Annotated in this window: 13 protein-coding genes; 5 read left to right on the forward strand and 8 right to left on the reverse strand. The window is 57.8% G+C overall.

All coding sequences use genetic code 11. The features are described 5' to 3' along the window. Positions 1–20: 20 nt before the first annotated feature. From AC2TAD_RS02415 to AC2TAD_RS02425, 3 genes are all read right to left on the reverse strand, one after another. The gene (locus tag AC2TAD_RS02415; RefSeq protein WP_170354472.1) at positions 21–2,375 is read right to left on the reverse strand and encodes a TRAP transporter large permease subunit; all 2,355 of its coding nucleotides are present in this window, start codon (positions 2,373–2,375) and stop codon (positions 21–23) included. Positions 2,376–2,392: 17 nt separating this feature from the next. Further along, the gene (locus tag AC2TAD_RS02420; RefSeq protein ID WP_170752655.1) at positions 2,393–3,319 is read right to left on the reverse strand and encodes a TRAP transporter small permease subunit; all 927 of its coding nucleotides are present in this window, start codon (positions 3,317–3,319) and stop codon (positions 2,393–2,395) included. A 118-nt stretch (positions 3,320–3,437) separates the two neighbouring features. Further along, complete coding sequence (locus AC2TAD_RS02425; protein WP_170354474.1) at positions 3,438–4,520, reverse strand: TRAP transporter substrate-binding protein; 1,083 nt, start codon at positions 4,518–4,520, stop codon at positions 3,438–3,440. Between the two features lie 247 nt (positions 4,521–4,767). Here AC2TAD_RS02425 and AC2TAD_RS02430 point away from each other — a divergent pair, with 247 nt between their 5' ends. Then, entirely contained in the window at positions 4,768–6,201 is a 1,434-nt protein-coding gene (locus AC2TAD_RS02430) for a cache domain-containing protein (protein ID WP_170354475.1), read from the forward strand. Further along, positions 6,198–6,845 (forward strand): response regulator transcription factor, encoded by a 648-nt coding sequence (locus tag AC2TAD_RS02435; RefSeq protein ID WP_480865744.1) that lies wholly within the window; start codon positions 6,198–6,200, stop codon positions 6,843–6,845. The genes AC2TAD_RS02430 and AC2TAD_RS02435 overlap by 4 nt, the downstream gene beginning before the upstream one ends. A 75-nt stretch (positions 6,846–6,920) precedes the next feature. Here AC2TAD_RS02435 and AC2TAD_RS02440 read toward each other — a convergent pair whose 3' ends face one another. Continuing rightward, positions 6,921–7,304, reverse strand: a complete 384-nt coding sequence (locus AC2TAD_RS02440; RefSeq protein ID WP_480865745.1) for a bleomycin resistance protein — start codon at positions 7,302–7,304, stop codon at positions 6,921–6,923. Between the two features lie 46 nt (positions 7,305–7,350). Then, a complete protein-coding gene (locus AC2TAD_RS02445; protein ID WP_480865746.1) occupies positions 7,351–8,196 on the reverse strand; it encodes a HalD/BesD family halogenase in 846 nt (281 codons plus the stop codon). A gap of 424 nt (positions 8,197–8,620) precedes the next feature. Between AC2TAD_RS02445 and AC2TAD_RS02450 the strand changes: the two genes are divergently transcribed. The 3 genes from AC2TAD_RS02450 (at position 8,621) to AC2TAD_RS02460 (ending at position 12,036) form a co-directional block, all read left to right on the forward strand. Next, a complete protein-coding gene (locus tag AC2TAD_RS02450; protein ID WP_170774566.1) occupies positions 8,621–10,372 on the forward strand; it encodes an acetolactate synthase 3 large subunit in 1,752 nt (583 codons plus the stop codon). A 66-nt stretch (positions 10,373–10,438) separates the two neighbouring features. Next, positions 10,439–10,999, forward strand: a complete 561-nt coding sequence (gene ilvN / locus AC2TAD_RS02455) for an acetolactate synthase small subunit (RefSeq protein ID WP_170354480.1) — start codon at positions 10,439–10,441, stop codon at positions 10,997–10,999. 290 nt (positions 11,000–11,289) lie between these two features. Further along, positions 11,290–12,036 carry a helix-turn-helix domain-containing protein gene (locus AC2TAD_RS02460; protein ID WP_480865748.1) on the forward strand — a complete coding sequence of 249 codons (747 nt, stop codon included), beginning with the start codon at positions 11,290–11,292 and terminating at the stop codon, positions 12,034–12,036. Positions 12,037–12,048: 12 nt separating this feature from the next. On the opposite strand, the gene AC2TAD_RS02465 is transcribed toward AC2TAD_RS02460, so the two are convergent. The 3 genes from AC2TAD_RS02465 to prfB all read right to left on the reverse strand — a co-directional run bounded on the left by AC2TAD_RS02465 (position 12,049) and on the right by prfB (position 15,572). Next, positions 12,049–12,837 carry a DUF2189 domain-containing protein gene (locus tag AC2TAD_RS02465; RefSeq protein WP_480865750.1) on the reverse strand — a complete coding sequence of 263 codons (789 nt, stop codon included), beginning with the start codon at positions 12,835–12,837 and terminating at the stop codon, positions 12,049–12,051. A 28-nt stretch (positions 12,838–12,865) separates the two neighbouring features. Next, positions 12,866–14,263 carry an amidase gene (locus AC2TAD_RS02470; RefSeq protein ID WP_480865752.1) on the reverse strand — a complete coding sequence of 466 codons (1,398 nt, stop codon included), beginning with the start codon at positions 14,261–14,263 and terminating at the stop codon, positions 12,866–12,868. A gap of 184 nt (positions 14,264–14,447) precedes the next feature. Beyond that, positions 14,448–15,572 (reverse strand): peptide chain release factor 2, encoded by a 1,125-nt coding sequence (prfB, locus tag AC2TAD_RS02475; RefSeq protein ID WP_170752641.1) that lies wholly within the window; start codon positions 15,570–15,572, stop codon positions 14,448–14,450. Positions 15,573–15,578: the final 6 nt, after the last annotated feature.

Genomic DNA, 15,578 nt, shown 5'->3' on the forward strand with positions numbered 1-15,578 from the left:
TCATTTTTATGTCGGCCTGATCAATTCGGGATCAGATCCGGCACGATGGTCACGATGGTCGGGAAGAACCATAGGATACCAATCCCGACTACCTGAATCAGCACGAATGGAATGATCCCGCGATAGATATGACCTGTTGTGACCTCTTTAGGCGCAACGCCCCTTAGGTAGAACAGCGCGAACCCGAAAGGTGGCGTCAGGAACGAGGTCTGCAGGTTCACCGCCACCATGATCGTGACCCATTTCGGATCGAACGACCCGCCATAGATCACCGGGCCCACGATGGGGATCACGATGTAGATGATCTCGAGGAAGTCCAGCACAAAGCCCAGAATGAACAGCACCAGCATCACGATCAGGAAGACCGTGAACTCGTTGTCGAAACTGCGCAGGAACTGCTGGATATAGTGCTCACCCCCGAACGAGATCACCACAAGGTTCAGCAACTGCGAGCCGATCAGGATGGTGAAGACCATCGAGGTCACCTTGGCTGTCTCGCGCACCACGGGCGTCAGAACCCCGCTGGTAAACAAGACCCAGCAACCAAACAGCAAGCCGAACAGGGCAAACAGATAGGCGCCATAGGCCACGATGAAGGCAATCCAGGTCTCGACGCTAACATCGCTCTGGTTGATGCGCAGGTCAAAGTTCACACCCATCAGCAAGGCCACGATCACGGCCAAAGTCGCCCAGATGATCACCTTGGCCGAGCGGCCCTGATCCTGCAGCTTGCGGTACGCGGCCAGCATGATCGCCCCGCCTGCCCCCAGCGCCGCAGCGGGCGTCGGATTGGTCACACCGCCCAGGATCGAGCCCAGAACCGCGATGATCAGAACCAGCGGCGGGAAGACCACGCGGATCAGATCATTGGTCGCGCAGCGCGCAGCGGCCTCTTTGCATCCATAAATGGCCAGCGCAAACGGCACCGCCATCAAGACAAAGGTCGCCCCCGAGGACGTGGTTGGCGCAATGAGCAGGACATCGACCAGCAGCATCAGCAACAGGCCGATGGCCCCTACGATCAGCGGCTGCGTCGGCTTCGATGGCGCAATGCCGCGACCCATGACCAGCGTCAGACCCAGCAGCACGACCATGACAGCCACACCCGTGCCGATCGGCGCAGCAGCAGCGATCTTAGCTTGTTGCGCAGCAACCAGTTCCTCTTCGGTCAGGCGTGTCGACTCGGCGGTGCCACCTGCGGCATCGATGGCCTCTTGCTCGGCCACGGCCTGATCCCAGGCCAATTGTCCGTGCAAGTCGATCATCGAGGCTTTGCATTCCTCAGACACGTTCGTGCGCAGCGATGCGCCCTCACCGATATCCGAGAAAGCCGAGACGCTGATGTTCTGGCTTCCGACAACACCAGCACTGCTCAGAACCATCATGCCCACGATCAGCGCAACCGGTGCACCCAGCAACCAGGTCAGACCTTCGGCACGGGTGATCGGCTCACCACTACCGCCTGACATTTCAACGGCCGGGGCCTTTTCCGGATTCAGCAACGCATAGCCAAAGGCATAAAGCGCATAAAGCAGCGCCAGCATGATCCCCGGCAGCAAAGCGGCTTGGAACAATGTCCCAACCGAGACCACCGCAGGCTCACCCAGATAGGTCAGCGCGTCTGTACAGCCTGCATCCTGCGCGCGGGTTTCCTGCGCGGTCGAATACAGATCACCGGCCAGCGTCCCCAAAAGAACGATCACGATCGACGGTGGGATGATCTGCCCCAACGTGCCCGAGGCCGCAATCACACCGGTTGCCAGTTCTGGCGAGTAGTTGTTGCGCAGCATGGTTGGCAGCGCCAGCAAGCCCATGGTCACAACGGTCGCGCCCACGATCCCGGTCGAAGCGGCAAGGAACGCCCCCACAACCACAATCGACACGGCCAGACCACCGGGCAGCGGGCCAAAGACACGTGCCATCGTGGTCAGCAGATCGTTTGCGATCTTCGAGCGTTCCAGCGTGATGCCCATCAGGACGAACATCAGAACGGCCAGCAGGGTTTCAATCGACTGACCGGCCAGAACGCGTTCGTTCATGCGGTTCACGATGAAGGACACGTTGCGGTCCAGCGCGGTTTCCCAGCCCTGCACAAAGACCGGCTCGGCGATCCTTGGTAAGTCCGGGAAGCGGAAAACCGACACCGTGTCGGGTTTGACGCCCGAATTCACGAGATCTCGGTAGGCTTGGGAGCCGGTATCAATTGCCTGGTGGATCAGCAGCCCGGCACTGTCCAGCGCTGCGATGATCCCGAAGGAAATGATCCCTGCCCCGCCGATGGCGAACGCCACCGGGAAACCGGATAGGATGCCTCCGAAAAGGCAGAAGAATACGATAATGAGGCCTATCTCGACGCCATCAAGTCCGAATAACATAGTCTGGGTCTCCGTCCCTAATGTGCGCCTTCGTAGGCTTCTTCACCCTCACCAAGGCTATCCTTGTCGAGGTATTTTCCTGTGCTCTCGGACCCTTCCGAGTATTCCAAGAACGAGCGGTAGAGGAATGCAATGGCGTGCAGGAACACCATGGCCGCAAAAGCCACCAGCAGGATCTTGAACAGGAAGTACGCGTTGAACCCGTTGGGGCTGAAACCGATGGTTTCCACGTTCCAGCGCAGCGCGCGGGATTTGGCGACCAGGCGGTCCAACGTATCACTAGCCGAGGGTTTCGGCACGATCAGGTGCCGCCACATGAAGTACCAGCCATACATCCACGTCAGCACGGCCATAGGCATCATAAACAGAACCGCGCCGCACATGTCGACCACGCGTTTGGCCCGATGGCTGATGCCGGCATAGATCAGGTCAACGCGCACATGCCCGCCCTGCACGAACGTATAGGTACAGCACAGGCAGACCACCATGGCGTTATACAGTTTAAGTTCTTCCGCGAACCAACTGATATCCTGTGTGAATGGGATACCAAGGCCAAAGGACATATCAGGGCGGGTAAACACCCGTTGCATGAAAACGATGACAATCTGCTGGATGACCATCAACAAACCGGCCCATGCAAAGAACCGACCTGTGGTGTTCGCAAAGCCCTCGAGAACCCGCACCATCCCCCACATGAAATTGCGGTAGTACAGGCCGACGGCGGTCAGAACCAGAAAGAAGGTGAAGATCACAAAGAAGAACTCGACCGAGCCACCGTAATAGACAAAGCGCATGATCGACGCCTTGTCTGACCAGTCTAGCCAGAGTTGCGGATGCGTGATGGCGTATCCGAAATTATAGAAGGCTTCGGCAATGTTCTGGATGAACCATACAAGTCCATTCCACAGGGCGCCGAAGAACGAGATACCGTTTTCGTCCTGCATGTTGTCCCCAGGTCGCGTCAGTTGCACCTATGATGCGCGGCTGTCCGAACCGCGCTGTTGCAACGGGAAAGGCTTCCCCACGCGTGGTGGGGAAACCGTTTGGTCGAAGAAACGCTGCTTAGCCGCGAACGCGGTCGCGCTGGGTGGTGTAGGCACCCGACGACAGGTTGTTCCATGCCGAAGACGCTGCCATCGACGACATTGCGCTGTCGTGGATTTTCTTGAACAGCTCGTCGCCCATGTTTTCGTCCAGCACTTCCTGGCTAGCCTGACCGAAGGCATCCCAGACGCTGTCGGGGAATTCCAGAACCTTCACGCCACCCGACTGCAGGCGCTGCAGCGCCGCGCCGTTGTTGGCCAGGAATTGCGCCAGGTTCCACTGGTGTGCTTCACCAGCTGCGATCTCGATGATCTTCTGCTGTGCAGGTGTCAGTTCGTCGAACACGTCGCGGTTCGTTGCCAGCGACAGACCTGCGCCCGGCTCGTGGAAGCCCGCGGTGTAGTATGTCTTGGTGATTTCCTGGAAACCGGCTTTTTCGTCCGCCCAGGGGCCAATCCACTCGGTGCCGTCAATCGCACCCGAGGACAGCGCCTGATACACTTCCGAGCCCGGAATGTTCTGAACCGATGCGCCCAGCTTGCCCAGCGCCTGACCACCCAGACCCGGCATGCGGAATTTCAGACCCTGGAAATCCTCGGGGCCGTTGATCTCTTTCGAGTACCAGCCGCCCGCCTGCGCGCCGGTGTTCCCGGCCAGGAAGGATTTCAGGCCAAAGATTTCGCCCAGCTCGTCATGCAGCTCCATGCCGCCATCGTGGTAGTACCAGTTCACCAGTTCCTGCGCGGTCATGCCGAACGGAACAGCGGTGAAGAACGCGTAGCCCGGGTGCTGACCCACAAAGTAATAATCGGCAGCGTGGTACATGTCGGCCTGACCGGACGAAACGGCGTCAAAGACCTCGAACGCGCCAACCAGTTCGCCCGCGGCTTTGATTTCGACCGTCAGGTCGCCATCGGACATCGTAGTGATGCTGTCGGCGCAACGCTGTGCGCTGTCAAAAACGCCCGCCAGACCGCGACCCCACGAGGTCACCATGGTCAGGGTGCGCTTGCCCTGTGCATAAGCCGGTGCTGCCAGCGTGGTGGCCGCAGCAGCCGAGCCGCCCAGAGCAGATGTTTTTAGAAATGAACGACGATCCATATGAGTGTTCCTCCCCTACATAGTTCAAACCCCCGAACGATCTCGGGGCAGTCGTTTTCAGTGCGCGCCAGCCTAATGACAGGAATTTGAATGTGAATACCTACTACTACGTAGGTAAGCCGGTTTTTCTGCGGCGAGGCTTAGAAATTGGGGAAACGTCCAGTGCTTTCCGCTCGCGAACGATAGAAAAAACCGGTCTCGAGCAAAGATTTTGCATTTTCCCGCGCGCTTGCGTATCGATTCGTCCATGAAAGGATTTCGCAACCTGATCTCGCTGACCTATGGCCAGAAACTGTCACTTGTGGCAGCTATCCCGCTATTGGTGGCCGTGGCGGCAATTGCGTTCTTTGTTACACAGGAAGCCCGCGCCACGGCCGAGCGCGAAATTCAGGCACTTGAACGTCGCCTGATCGAGGCCAAGAAAGAAGAACTGCGCAACTATGTCACCCAGGCCCGCAACGGGTTTGCCTATATCTATGGCCGCGCCACGCCCGACGATAAGGTCGCGCAGAATCTTGTGACACAGATCCTGTCGGCGATGATCTACGGTAAGGACGGATTCTTCTTCGTCTATGACTATGACGGCAACAACCTTGTCAGCCCACGTCAGACGCAATTCATCAACCGCAACTGGGAGGGGCTGACCGACAGCGATGGCACCCCTGTCGTGGATGAGTTCATTCGCCTCGCCCGTCAGGGCGCGGGATGGCACAGCTTTATGTGGCAAAAGCCCTCGACCGGGGAAGAGGCGCAGATGATCGCCTATGTGGTCGGCCTGCAGGACTGGCGCTGGGCCGTGGGGACCGGCGTTTTCATCGACGATATCGTAGCAACCGTCGCCAATGCCCGTGCCGAGGTCGAGGCCCGTGTGCAGCGCACCTTTGGATACATCGGCGCTATCGTTCTGGCGGCTGTCCTAATCGTTTTCACATCGGGGATGCTGCTGAACGTTCGCGAGCGCAGGTTGGCCGACGCAAAGCTGAAAGAGCTGACACAACGCGTTTTCGATGCGCAAGAGGAAGAGCGGGGCCGCGTGGCGCGCGAATTACATGACGGGATCAGCCAGATCCTTGTGGGCGTGCGCTATGCGTTGGATAACGCCCGCAGGCGGTTGGAACGTGGCGATGATGCGGGCGCGCGTGATCCTTTGGGCAAGGGCATCGACCATCTGGGGTCTGCCATCACCGAAGTTCGTCGCATAAGCCGCGACCTGCGTCCCGGCGTTTTGGACGACCTCGGGCTTGGCCCTGCCCTCAAGGCATTGACCGATGACTTTAGGGACCGCACCGGAATCGACACCGAGTTCTCAACGGTTGTCTTCCGCAACCGTCTGGATCAGGACAGCAAGATTGCGCTCTACCGTATCGCGCAAGAGGCCCTGACCAATATCGAACGCCATTCCGGCGCAACTCGTGTTACGATAGACCTGCGCGGCCACAAAAAGGGCGCAACCATGCGGATCACCGACAACGGCCGCGGACTGCGCAGTGCACCCGGCGACGGCAGTACGGGGATCGGGTTGCGAAACATGCAGGAGCGTATCGAACAGCTTGACGGATCGCTGCGTATTCTGTCATCACGCGGCCCACGCAGCGGAACGGTGATCGAGGTCAGCCTGCCTCTCAGCCATTTGCTGCCGCCACAGGAAGACGCCACGCCCAACCGAAAGGCCGGTACATGAGCGACGCCACAATCCGTGTCCTTATCGTAGACGACCACCCAATGGTCGCCGAAGGGATACAGTCGATCCTCGAAAGCTACGACGAAATCACTGTTGTCGGAACGCTCAGCAGCGGGCAGGACGCCGTAGATCAGGTCGCTACTCTGGCACCTGATGTGATCTTGATGGATTTGAACATGCCCGGCATGGGCGGCCTCAGTGCGACCGAGATCATTCTGGAACGCCTGCCTCAAACCCGCGTTCTGGTCCTGTCCATGCACGACAGCCCTGAATACATTTCGACGGCCCTCAGTCACGGGGCCAAGGGATATGTCCTCAAGGATGTTCCGACGGACGAGATCAAGAAGGCCATCGATGCCGTTATGCAAGGCGAGCAATACCTGTGCACCGGGGCCAGCGGATCGCTGGAACCCAAAAGAGGTGGTGCGCGCGAGGCCCTGACGGGTCGGGAACAGACCATTCTATTGGAACTGGCGCAGGGAAAATCCAACAAAGAAGTAGCCCAAACGTTGGACATCTCGGTCCGCACAGTCGAGACCCACCGCAAGAACATCAAACGCAAACTGGGAATTTCTTCGACCGCCGGTCTGACTCGCTATGCGCTCGAGCATGGAGTCTTGCAGGGCACCAGCCCCGGTTTCTGACCGCAGCGCGGCACGCGCTGCCCGGCCCAACCGGCGGAGATGCGCCGCAGACGCATTGACAACGGGCGGGAGCACTCAGCCCCGTGGCCTGATGTCCTGACCGAAAAACACCAGCGTTCCATCTTCATCAATGACGTGAAACTCGCGCTGCTGATAGGGTTGGTCAAATGGTGGCCGCACGCGTCCCTCGGGCAAACTCTCCAACCCCGCGCGTAGGGTTTCATACAGCGCGTCAACATCATCCACGTCTATGTAGAACGATTGCTCGTCGCCTAACTGTCGTCGGTCTTCGCGCGGCGGGCATTCCAGCAAACGAACGGCCACTGGGCCAAGCGACAGAAACGCGTAATTGTCTTGCCGAAACCCGCAGGCAAACCCAAGACGGTCGCAATAGAAGTCTATCTGCTTTTGCAACGAAGAGCACAATACAAATGGAGTGAGCTGCAATATTTCAGGCATACGCGCCTCCGGCGGAAAATCTATCTCACGCGCAGGCTACCACGTTTCAATCCAGCAATAGATCGTTTCTCAGCCCCTCCCGATCATGGTGATGTTGTAGCACCCGACCATAGAGCTGTTTGGTTCGCTCAACGCTGCCACACATCCCTTCGGCTTCGGCGAATGAGAAAATGCCGACGTAACGGCTGCGCGGCCCTTTCACAGGGGCCACCCGGTGCAACGCGTACCGCCCACGGAATATCTGCAGATCGCCAGGAAGCAGTTCCAATTCACGGACCCTTGACCTGCTTCCGTCAAGAATCGAAGCGACCGATTCAAACTGCTCGTCCTCGGCGGTTCGAAGGTTCGGGACGTATTCGAACGCACCGCCTGCCTCACCATTTTGAATGGCCAGTGTGACCGTGTAGTTGTTGGTGTCGAAATGCCATGGAAAACCCTGCCCCTCCTCCACAACGTTGATAATCACATCCGCCAACGGGTCATCGTAGCGAAAGAACTTGTCTTCCGGTTCGTTCAGCGCCGCCCGGATAAAAGGCAAAAAAGGTTCAGACTCATATATACGCCTCAGCGGCCCGGAATTCGGTAAATTATCCGCAGGCACAAACGCGTTCGAACGATCATAAAACTGCCGCACTGGGTGGGATCTTTCCAGCGTAGGATCGTCCTGCGTGAAATAGGCGTTCGTCCGGTTGAACGAGCGATAGGCGTGACCTGCGACACGCTCAGCCTCTTGCAACAGCGACGCGACACCTTCGGCATGAACGAACCCCGGCATGACGGCGCAGCCATCCTGATCCAGTTCTTTTCGCAGATCGTTGATTAACTGCTCATATGCCCGCGAGTCCGGACAATCTATCGGATACCGTCCCAGATCAATCAGATCATGCAGCATGGCCTGCCTCCGTTGCCAGCAAAGGTCTGGGTCAGCTTGCCTCAGCTTTGAGCCGCAATCATGCTCGTTTCGGACATCGTCGTGACGCTTTTGAGCACAAGCGAAACAGGCGAATGCAGGGAATCAGCACCCCTATTTCGCAAAAATTCCAGGCATGCGGCAATCTGCGCAATAAAATGTCGCAAAATTCACTGCCTGAGATAGAAAATTGGCGCGATTGCCTGTTGACGCCCCGTCGCGCCGCCCATAATGTCCCTGCACGCAAAAAAGGAGCCTCTGGCGATGAAAGCGCTAGTCGTAATCGTAGGAAACACGCGCATGGGCCGGTGACGGTAAACCATAATCCAACCCATGCGCCTCCGAAAATCTCGGGGGCTTTTTTTTGGCAACACGCAAGACACATGTCGCGAACGGAGCAAAGCAGATGACACGTGAGATGACCGGCGCAAAGATGGTGGTTCAGGCCCTCAAGGATCAGGGCGTGGACACGGTATTCGGATACCCCGGCGGCGCCGTGCTACCGATCTATGATGAGATTTTTCTGCAAAACGACATTCGTCACATTCTGGTGCGTCACGAACAGGGGGCCGTGCACGCCGCCGAAGGCTATGCGCGGTCGACCGGCAAGCCCGGCGTTGCGCTTGTGACATCCGGCCCCGGTGCCACCAACGCGGTGACCGGCCTGACCGACGCGTTGCTGGATTCGATCCCGATCGTGGTTCTGACCGGTCAGGTTCCGACCTTCATGATCGGCTCGGACGCGTTTCAAGAGGCTGACACCGTTGGCATCACCCGCCCCTGCACCAAGCACAACTGGCTGGTGAAGGATACGGATTCGCTTTCTGAGACCATGCACGAGGCTTTCCACGTCGCCACCTCTGGCCGCCCTGGTCCTGTGCTGATCGACATTCCTAAGGACGTGCAGTTCGCCTCGGGCGACTATACCGGCCCGAAACCTTCGACCTCACATTACCAGCCAGTTTTGAAAGGCGATCTCGAAGAGATCACCGAACTGGTTGCCGCGATTGAGACGGCGAAAAAACCTGTCTTCTACACGGGTGGTGGCGTGATCAACTCGGGCCCCGCGGCCAGCCAGTTGCTGCGCGAGCTGGTGGATGCAACCGGCTTTCCGATCACCTCGACCCTGATGGGACTGGGGGCCTATCCGGCGTCGGGCGAGAACTGGTTGGGCATGCTGGGAATGCATGGTCTTTATGAGGCCAATCTGGCGATGCATGACTGCGACCTGATGATCAACATCGGCGCACGTTTCGATGACCGGATCACCGGGCGCATTGATGCGTTCTCGCCGAACTCGAAAAAGGCGCATATCGACATTGATCCGTCGTCCATCAACAAGGTGATCCGCGTCGATATCCCGATTGTCGGGGACGTGGCACATGTGCTGGAAGATATCCTCAAGGTCTGGAAAGCACGTGGGCGTAAAACCGACGCAGCGGCGGTTAAACAATGGCAGTCGCAGATCGCGGATTGGCGCAAGGTCAACTGCCTGGCCTATACCAACAGCGAAAAGACGATCAAACCGCAATACGCGCTGCAACGTCTTGAAGAGCTGACCAAAAACCACGACCGTTATATCACCACCGAGGTCGGCCAGCACCAGATGTGGGCAGCACAATATCTTGGGTTCGAAGACCCCAACCGCTGGATGACATCCGGTGGTCTGGGCACCATGGGCTATGGCACTCCGGCCTCGATCGGTGTGCAGATGGCGCATCCCGACGCGCTGGTAATCAATGTCGCGGGTGAAGCCTCTTGGCTGATGAACATGCAGGAAATGGGCACCGCCGTTCAGTACCGCCTGCCCGTGAAACAGTTCATCCTGAACAACGAGCGTCTGGGCATGGTACGCCAGTGGCAGGAATTGCTGCATGGCGAGCGGTACTCGCATTCGTGGTCCGAGGCCCTGCCCGACTTCGTCAAACTGGCTGAGGCCTTCGGGGCCAAGGGCATTTTGTGTTCCGACCCGGCCGATTTGGATGACGCGATCATGGAGATGATCAACTATGACGGCCCGGTGATCTTTGACTGCCTTGTTGAAAAGCACGAGAACTGCTTCCCCATGATCCCGTCGGGCAAAGCCCATAACGAGATGCTTCTGGGCGAGGCCGAGACGCAGGGCGTGATCGACTCCAAAGGTTCGGTTCTGGTTTAACAACATTCGTCGGAATTGACCGGGCGCCCAACGCCCGGTTTTCGCAAGATGATGAAAGGGACGTAAATGTCTGCCCTACATATCAAAAAAGGCTCTACCCGCCATTCCGCTTATAACCTACGGCCGACCTTCTCGGACGTACAGGAACGTCATACAATCGCGGTTCTGGTCGAAAACGAACCGGGCGTTCTAGCCCGCGTGATCGGGCTGTTTTCGGGTCGTGGCTACAACATCGAAAGCCTGACAGTGGCCGAGGTGGACCACACTGGTCACCTGAGCCGTATCACCATCGTCACAACCGGAACCCCGCAGGTGATCGAACAGATCAAGGCGCAGCTGGGCCGCATCGTGCCCGTGCATGAGGTGCATGACCTGACGGTCGAGGGCCCATCGGTCGAGCGGGAACTGGCGATCATTAAAGTCGTCGGCGAAGGCGACAAGCGGGTCGAAGCGCTGCGTCTGGCAGATATTTTCCGTGCCAATGTGGTCGACAGCACCTTGAATTCATTCATCTTTGAGATCACCGGTGCGCCGGACAAGATCGACGCCTTTGCCGACCTGATGCGCCCGTTGGGTTTGATCGAGATCGCCCGCACAGGTGTCGCCGCACTGCTGCGCGGCGACTGAGTATTCTGTCCCGTCCACTGCGCTTACGTAGCGGACGGGTCAACTCGGGTTTGATAGCGGCCACACGCGTTTTAGCAATGTGTTGCCTAAAACGAGCCAAAACACCAAAAATTCCATACAATATACTTAAAAGACTATTGCTTTTACGCATCAGGACGTTAGCCTCGTCTTGTGACGTGGCGTTGGGATGCGCTGGTCAGGGTCCTCAGTACGATTGAAGCGCGATTGTCCGGTCTATTGCTCGGACAAACAGGGTGAACACGGCAACACATAATAAGACCGGGACAGAAATGACCAACGAAACCCGCAGCCCGGCTGAGCTGCGCAAGATGTTCGGTGATAATCTTCGACTGCTAGCATCGGACTACCCCTCGATTTCTGAACTGTGCCGTCAGCTTGGGATCAACCGCACTCAGTTCAACCGGTACCTTGGCGGAGAGAGCTTTCCCCGGCCCGACGTGCTTAATCGTATTTGCTGTTTTTTCGACGTGGACGCACGTATTCTTCTACGACCCCTTAACGAAATCGATCTACCTACACCTCATCCTGCTGCAACTGCTCTGACAGAATTTCTGGGTTCCGGGCCCGGCACTCTGACCGAGGACCTTCTGCCCGCTGGTTTTTATTATGTCTCGGAAACCGCTCTGGACGGGGCGCAAGCGACACGGTACCGCGTGATCCATGCGCGACGCCTGCCGCAATGCACCATGATCCGCAGCTACGAACCGCCGACGGCCAGCGAGGCGACCTCGCCTGAGTTGCGCGAAGTTCAGGGCATTGCCGCCTGCGCAGGAAGCCAAGTCTACATATTGATGTCGAACCGTACGGCGCAAAACAGCAAAATTTACCTGATGACTCGCTGTGGAGGAGATCAGCCGGACACCTGGCGAGGTGTTGCGATTTGCTTGTCCAAAACCACGGCCAACGAGACAACCATGCGTCGCTTGAATTTGCGTTACCTTGGTACACAACCATCCGCAGCCATAAGCGCGGCCCGCACCGCCCGACGTGCGCATACCATGGCCTTGAACGCTTAGAATAAACGTGGATTAACTTGGCTCTGCAGCAGCGGATTCGGCTTGTGTGATCTGCCGATACAAGTGCCAGCTCGCATGTCCAAGCAGCGGCAAGATGATCAGCAGTCCAAGAAACCATGGGATCATGGCAAGAAACGTCAGCACGGCGACGAACACGCCCCAACCCAGCATCACCGTCAGGTTCGCACTAACATAGCTGTAGCTGGCGATCATCGCTGTCACGAAATCCAATTCCCGATCCAGCAACATTGGGATGGACAGTACAGTGATCATGTAAAGAAGGGTGGCAAAAACCGCTCCGACCAAAGTTCCGACCGCCAGCATCGTCAGGCCATTTACAGTCAGAAAAACCTCAAGAGAGGTAGAAACGTTGGTCATGGTCGACAGTCCCATGAACAGTGCAAAAATCATGTGGCCAAGGAAGAACCAGAACAGGAACATGACCACGATGATCGCACAAATTGAAGGCAGCTGACGTCGGCCCTGTTGCGCCACAACGCCGAAAATAGAAGCATAATCAAGTGGCTCCCCCAACTCCAACCGGTGAGAGACTTCATAAAGCCCGACTGCTGCAAAGGGCCCCAATAGTGGGAATCCGATCGCGGCCAGTACCAGCCAATACGAGGTCTGAGTTTGTACCGTGACCCACGCCATTGCCCAGCCTGCGAGGACGTAGAAGCCTGCGAACACAAGGCCATAGACCGGCGCACGTCGAAAATCCGCCCAAGCCCGGCTCAAGGCTTCACGCAACATGTCTGTCGTAACCGGCCCCATTTTCGGAACTCCGAAAGGCTTCTCCATTCTGTCTCCCTCCTCCCTTTGTCGCTTATTAGCTGGCGGGTCTTTTTTGTGGCCACTCAGTCGCCGCATGATAGGCAGCCCCGATTGACAAAAGCTTTGCGTCCGTGCCGCGCGGACCGAAAATCTGCATCCCCATCGGCACGCCTTCTGGGCCAAACCCCGCCGGCACTGACAGGCACGGCAAGCCAATCAGGCTCACTGGCAGAACAACTTCCATCCAACGGTGGTAAGTATCCATTTTGGTGCCAGCGATCTCAGTCGGATACGACGTTTCGATCTCGAAAGGCCAGACTTGCGCTGATGGCAGGATCAGCGCGTCATAGGTGTTGAACATTCCAAGAGCGTGCCGGAACCATTCTGAACGCATCTCACTGGCGCGGTGAACCTGCATTGCGGTCAAGGCAAGCCCCCGATCCAGTTCCCATTGCGCCGTGTCTTTCAACATTGATCTATGCTCGGTCAGAGGGGCAAGGCCGGCGGCTATGCTCCATGATCTAAGCACCGTCCAGCTTTCCCACAGACGCTCGGCTTCGAAATCAGGCACGACTTCATCGACCTGTGCCCCCAACCCGGCAAGAACGGACACTGCATCCCGACACAGGTCCGTTATCCCGTCTTCGAACGGATAGGCTCCGCCCCAATCGCCAAGCCAACCGATACGAACCCCTGTCAGGTCTTGTGCCTGAACCGGCCCAACGGGCTCAGGTTTCACACTGTAGGGCTGTCGCGCGTCACGCTCGGATATTACATCCAAAAGCAGGCCCAAATCTTCGGGGCAACGCGCCATCGGGCCGAGGGTCGAAAGCTGATGCAGAAACGCGTCTCCGACTGGTTCGGACGGAACCCTCCCCCAGCTTGGTCTAAACCCGTAGACATTGTTCCACGCGGCGGGATTTCGCAAACTACCCATCATGTCCGAGCCATCCGCCAGCGCCACCATACCGGACGCCAAAGCAACCGCCGCGCCACCAGAAGATCCACCGCAAGTTCGTGATGAATCATACGGGTTGCGCGTGGCGCCATAAACGGGGTTGAACGTGTGTGACCCCAATCCGAATTCGGGCGTGTTGGTCTTTCCGATCAAAATCGCTCCGGCCGCCCGCATCCGGGCAGCGATCATGTCATCCTTCTGAGGGATATGATCGCGAAACAACGGCGACCCTTGGGTCGACACAACCCCGGCCACATTGACCAAGTCCTTGACCGCGATCGGAACCCCATGCAGAGGACCCCGCTTCGCCCCTTTGTCCAGCTCAGCCGCCTCTGCCAACAGATCGCCCTGGTCCCGCAATCCAACTATGGCGTTTAAATCGCCATTCACCGCTGCTATGCGGTCCAACGTGGCACGCATCACTTCAGACGCAGAGACCCGCCCCTCGGACAATTCGGTCACCAACGCGGTTGCGGTAATCTGGCTTAGGTTCATTCGGATCTCTTCGGCTGACAGGTCACACTGACTCGATCAGCCTATCCGGGGCTTATCCCCATTTAAACCCACTGTTTAGATGTATCTTTTCCAGCAGCAACTACACGGGGATCGACTTCATCTGGCCAAAAATATCTCGGGGGAGTCGCGCACCGCGCGGCGGGGGCAGAGCCCCCTGCCCGGCTTAGTCGCCCTGCGCCTCGGACCGGGACTTACCAGCCACATCCAGCGCCAAAGTTGCCGCCATGAACCCATCCAGATCCCCATCCAACACACCCTTTGTGTCCGAGGTTTCATGGTTGGTCCGCAGGTCCTTTACCATCTGGTAAGGCTGCAACACGTAAGACCGGATCTGGTTACCCCAGCCCGCATCACCTTTGGCTTCATGGGCGGCGTTGATATCGGCGTTCCGGCGGTCCAGCTCTTGCTGATACAGGCGCGACTTCAGCGCTTTCATGGCGATATCGCGGTTCTGGTGCTGCGACTTTTCGGAACTGGTCACAACGATACCGGTGGGAATGTGCGTGATCCGCACCGCCGAGTCCGTGGTGTTCACGTGCTGACCACCCGCACCTGACGACCGATAGGTATCAATCCGAATATCCGCCGGATTCACCTCAATCTCGATATTGTCATCAACCACGGGATAGACCCAGACCGAACTGAACGATGTATGCCGCTTGGCCGCCGAGTCGTAGGGCGAAATTCGCACCAAACGGTGCACACCGCTTTCCGACTTCAACCAGCCATACGCATTGTGACCGGAAATCTTGTAGGCCGCCGATTTGATCCCGGCCTCTTCACCTGCGGTCTCGGACTGCAGTTCAACCGTATAGCCCTTTTTCTCGGCCCAGCGGACATACATCCGCGCCAGCATCGAGGCCCAGTCGCAGCTTTCCGTCCCCCCCGCGCCCGAGTTGATTTCGAGGAACGTGTCGTTGCTGTCGGCCTCGCCGTCCAGCAGCGCCTCAAGCTCTTTCTTGGCGGCTTTTTCGCCAAGCGCCTTGATCGCCCCCTCGGCGTCGGCGACGACCTCGTCATCCTCTTCCATTTCGCCCAACTCGATCAGCTCAATATTGTCGCTGAGATCGGTCTTGATGGTTTCATAGGTTTCGATGGCATCGACCAGCATCTGCCGCTCGCGCATTAGCTTCTGTGCGTTTTCGGGGTTGTCCCATAGGTTGGGGTCCTCAACACGCGCGTTGAATTCCTCAAGACGATGAGGTGCGGTTTCATAGTCCATACGCTGCGCCAGCAGCTCCAGCGACTTTTCGATTTCCGCCACGATATTCTGGGTTTCGGCGCGCATGGTTAC

The sequence above is a fragment of the Ruegeria sp. HKCCD7628 genome, from assembly GCF_057221005.1.

Excerpts from the sequence above, each read along its gene's own strand:
- AC2TAD_RS02460 (WP_480865748.1), top strand. The coding sequence starts at position 11,290 with ATGACCAACGAAACCCGCAGCCCGGCTGAGCTGCGCAAGATGTTCGGT.
- ilvN (WP_170354480.1), top strand. The coding sequence starts at position 10,439 with ATGTCTGCCCTACATATCAAAAAAGGCTCTACCCGCCATTCCGCTTAT.
- AC2TAD_RS02440 (WP_480865745.1), bottom strand. The coding sequence starts at position 7,304 with ATGCCTGAAATATTGCAGCTCACTCCATTTGTATTGTGCTCTTCGTTG.
- AC2TAD_RS02445 (WP_480865746.1), bottom strand. The coding sequence starts at position 8,196 with ATGCTGCATGATCTGATTGATCTGGGACGGTATCCGATAGATTGTCCG.
- AC2TAD_RS02465 (WP_480865750.1), bottom strand. The coding sequence starts at position 12,837 with ATGGAGAAGCCTTTCGGAGTTCCGAAAATGGGGCCGGTTACGACAGAC.
- AC2TAD_RS02425 (WP_170354474.1), bottom strand. The coding sequence starts at position 4,520 with ATGGATCGTCGTTCATTTCTAAAAACATCTGCTCTGGGCGGCTCGGCT.
- AC2TAD_RS02470 (WP_480865752.1), bottom strand. The coding sequence starts at position 14,263 with ATGAACCTAAGCCAGATTACCGCAACCGCGTTGGTGACCGAATTGTCC.
- AC2TAD_RS02420 (WP_170752655.1), bottom strand. The coding sequence starts at position 3,319 with ATGCAGGACGAAAACGGTATCTCGTTCTTCGGCGCCCTGTGGAATGGA.
- prfB (WP_170752641.1), bottom strand. The coding sequence starts at position 15,572 with ATGCGCGCCGAAACCCAGAATATCGTGGCGGAAATCGAAAAGTCGCTG.
- AC2TAD_RS02430 (WP_170354475.1), top strand. The coding sequence starts at position 4,768 with ATGAAAGGATTTCGCAACCTGATCTCGCTGACCTATGGCCAGAAACTG.
- AC2TAD_RS02435 (WP_480865744.1), top strand. The coding sequence starts at position 6,198 with ATGAGCGACGCCACAATCCGTGTCCTTATCGTAGACGACCACCCAATG.
- AC2TAD_RS02450 (WP_170774566.1), top strand. The coding sequence starts at position 8,621 with ATGACACGTGAGATGACCGGCGCAAAGATGGTGGTTCAGGCCCTCAAG.
- AC2TAD_RS02415 (WP_170354472.1), bottom strand. The coding sequence starts at position 2,375 with ATGTTATTCGGACTTGATGGCGTCGAGATAGGCCTCATTATCGTATTC.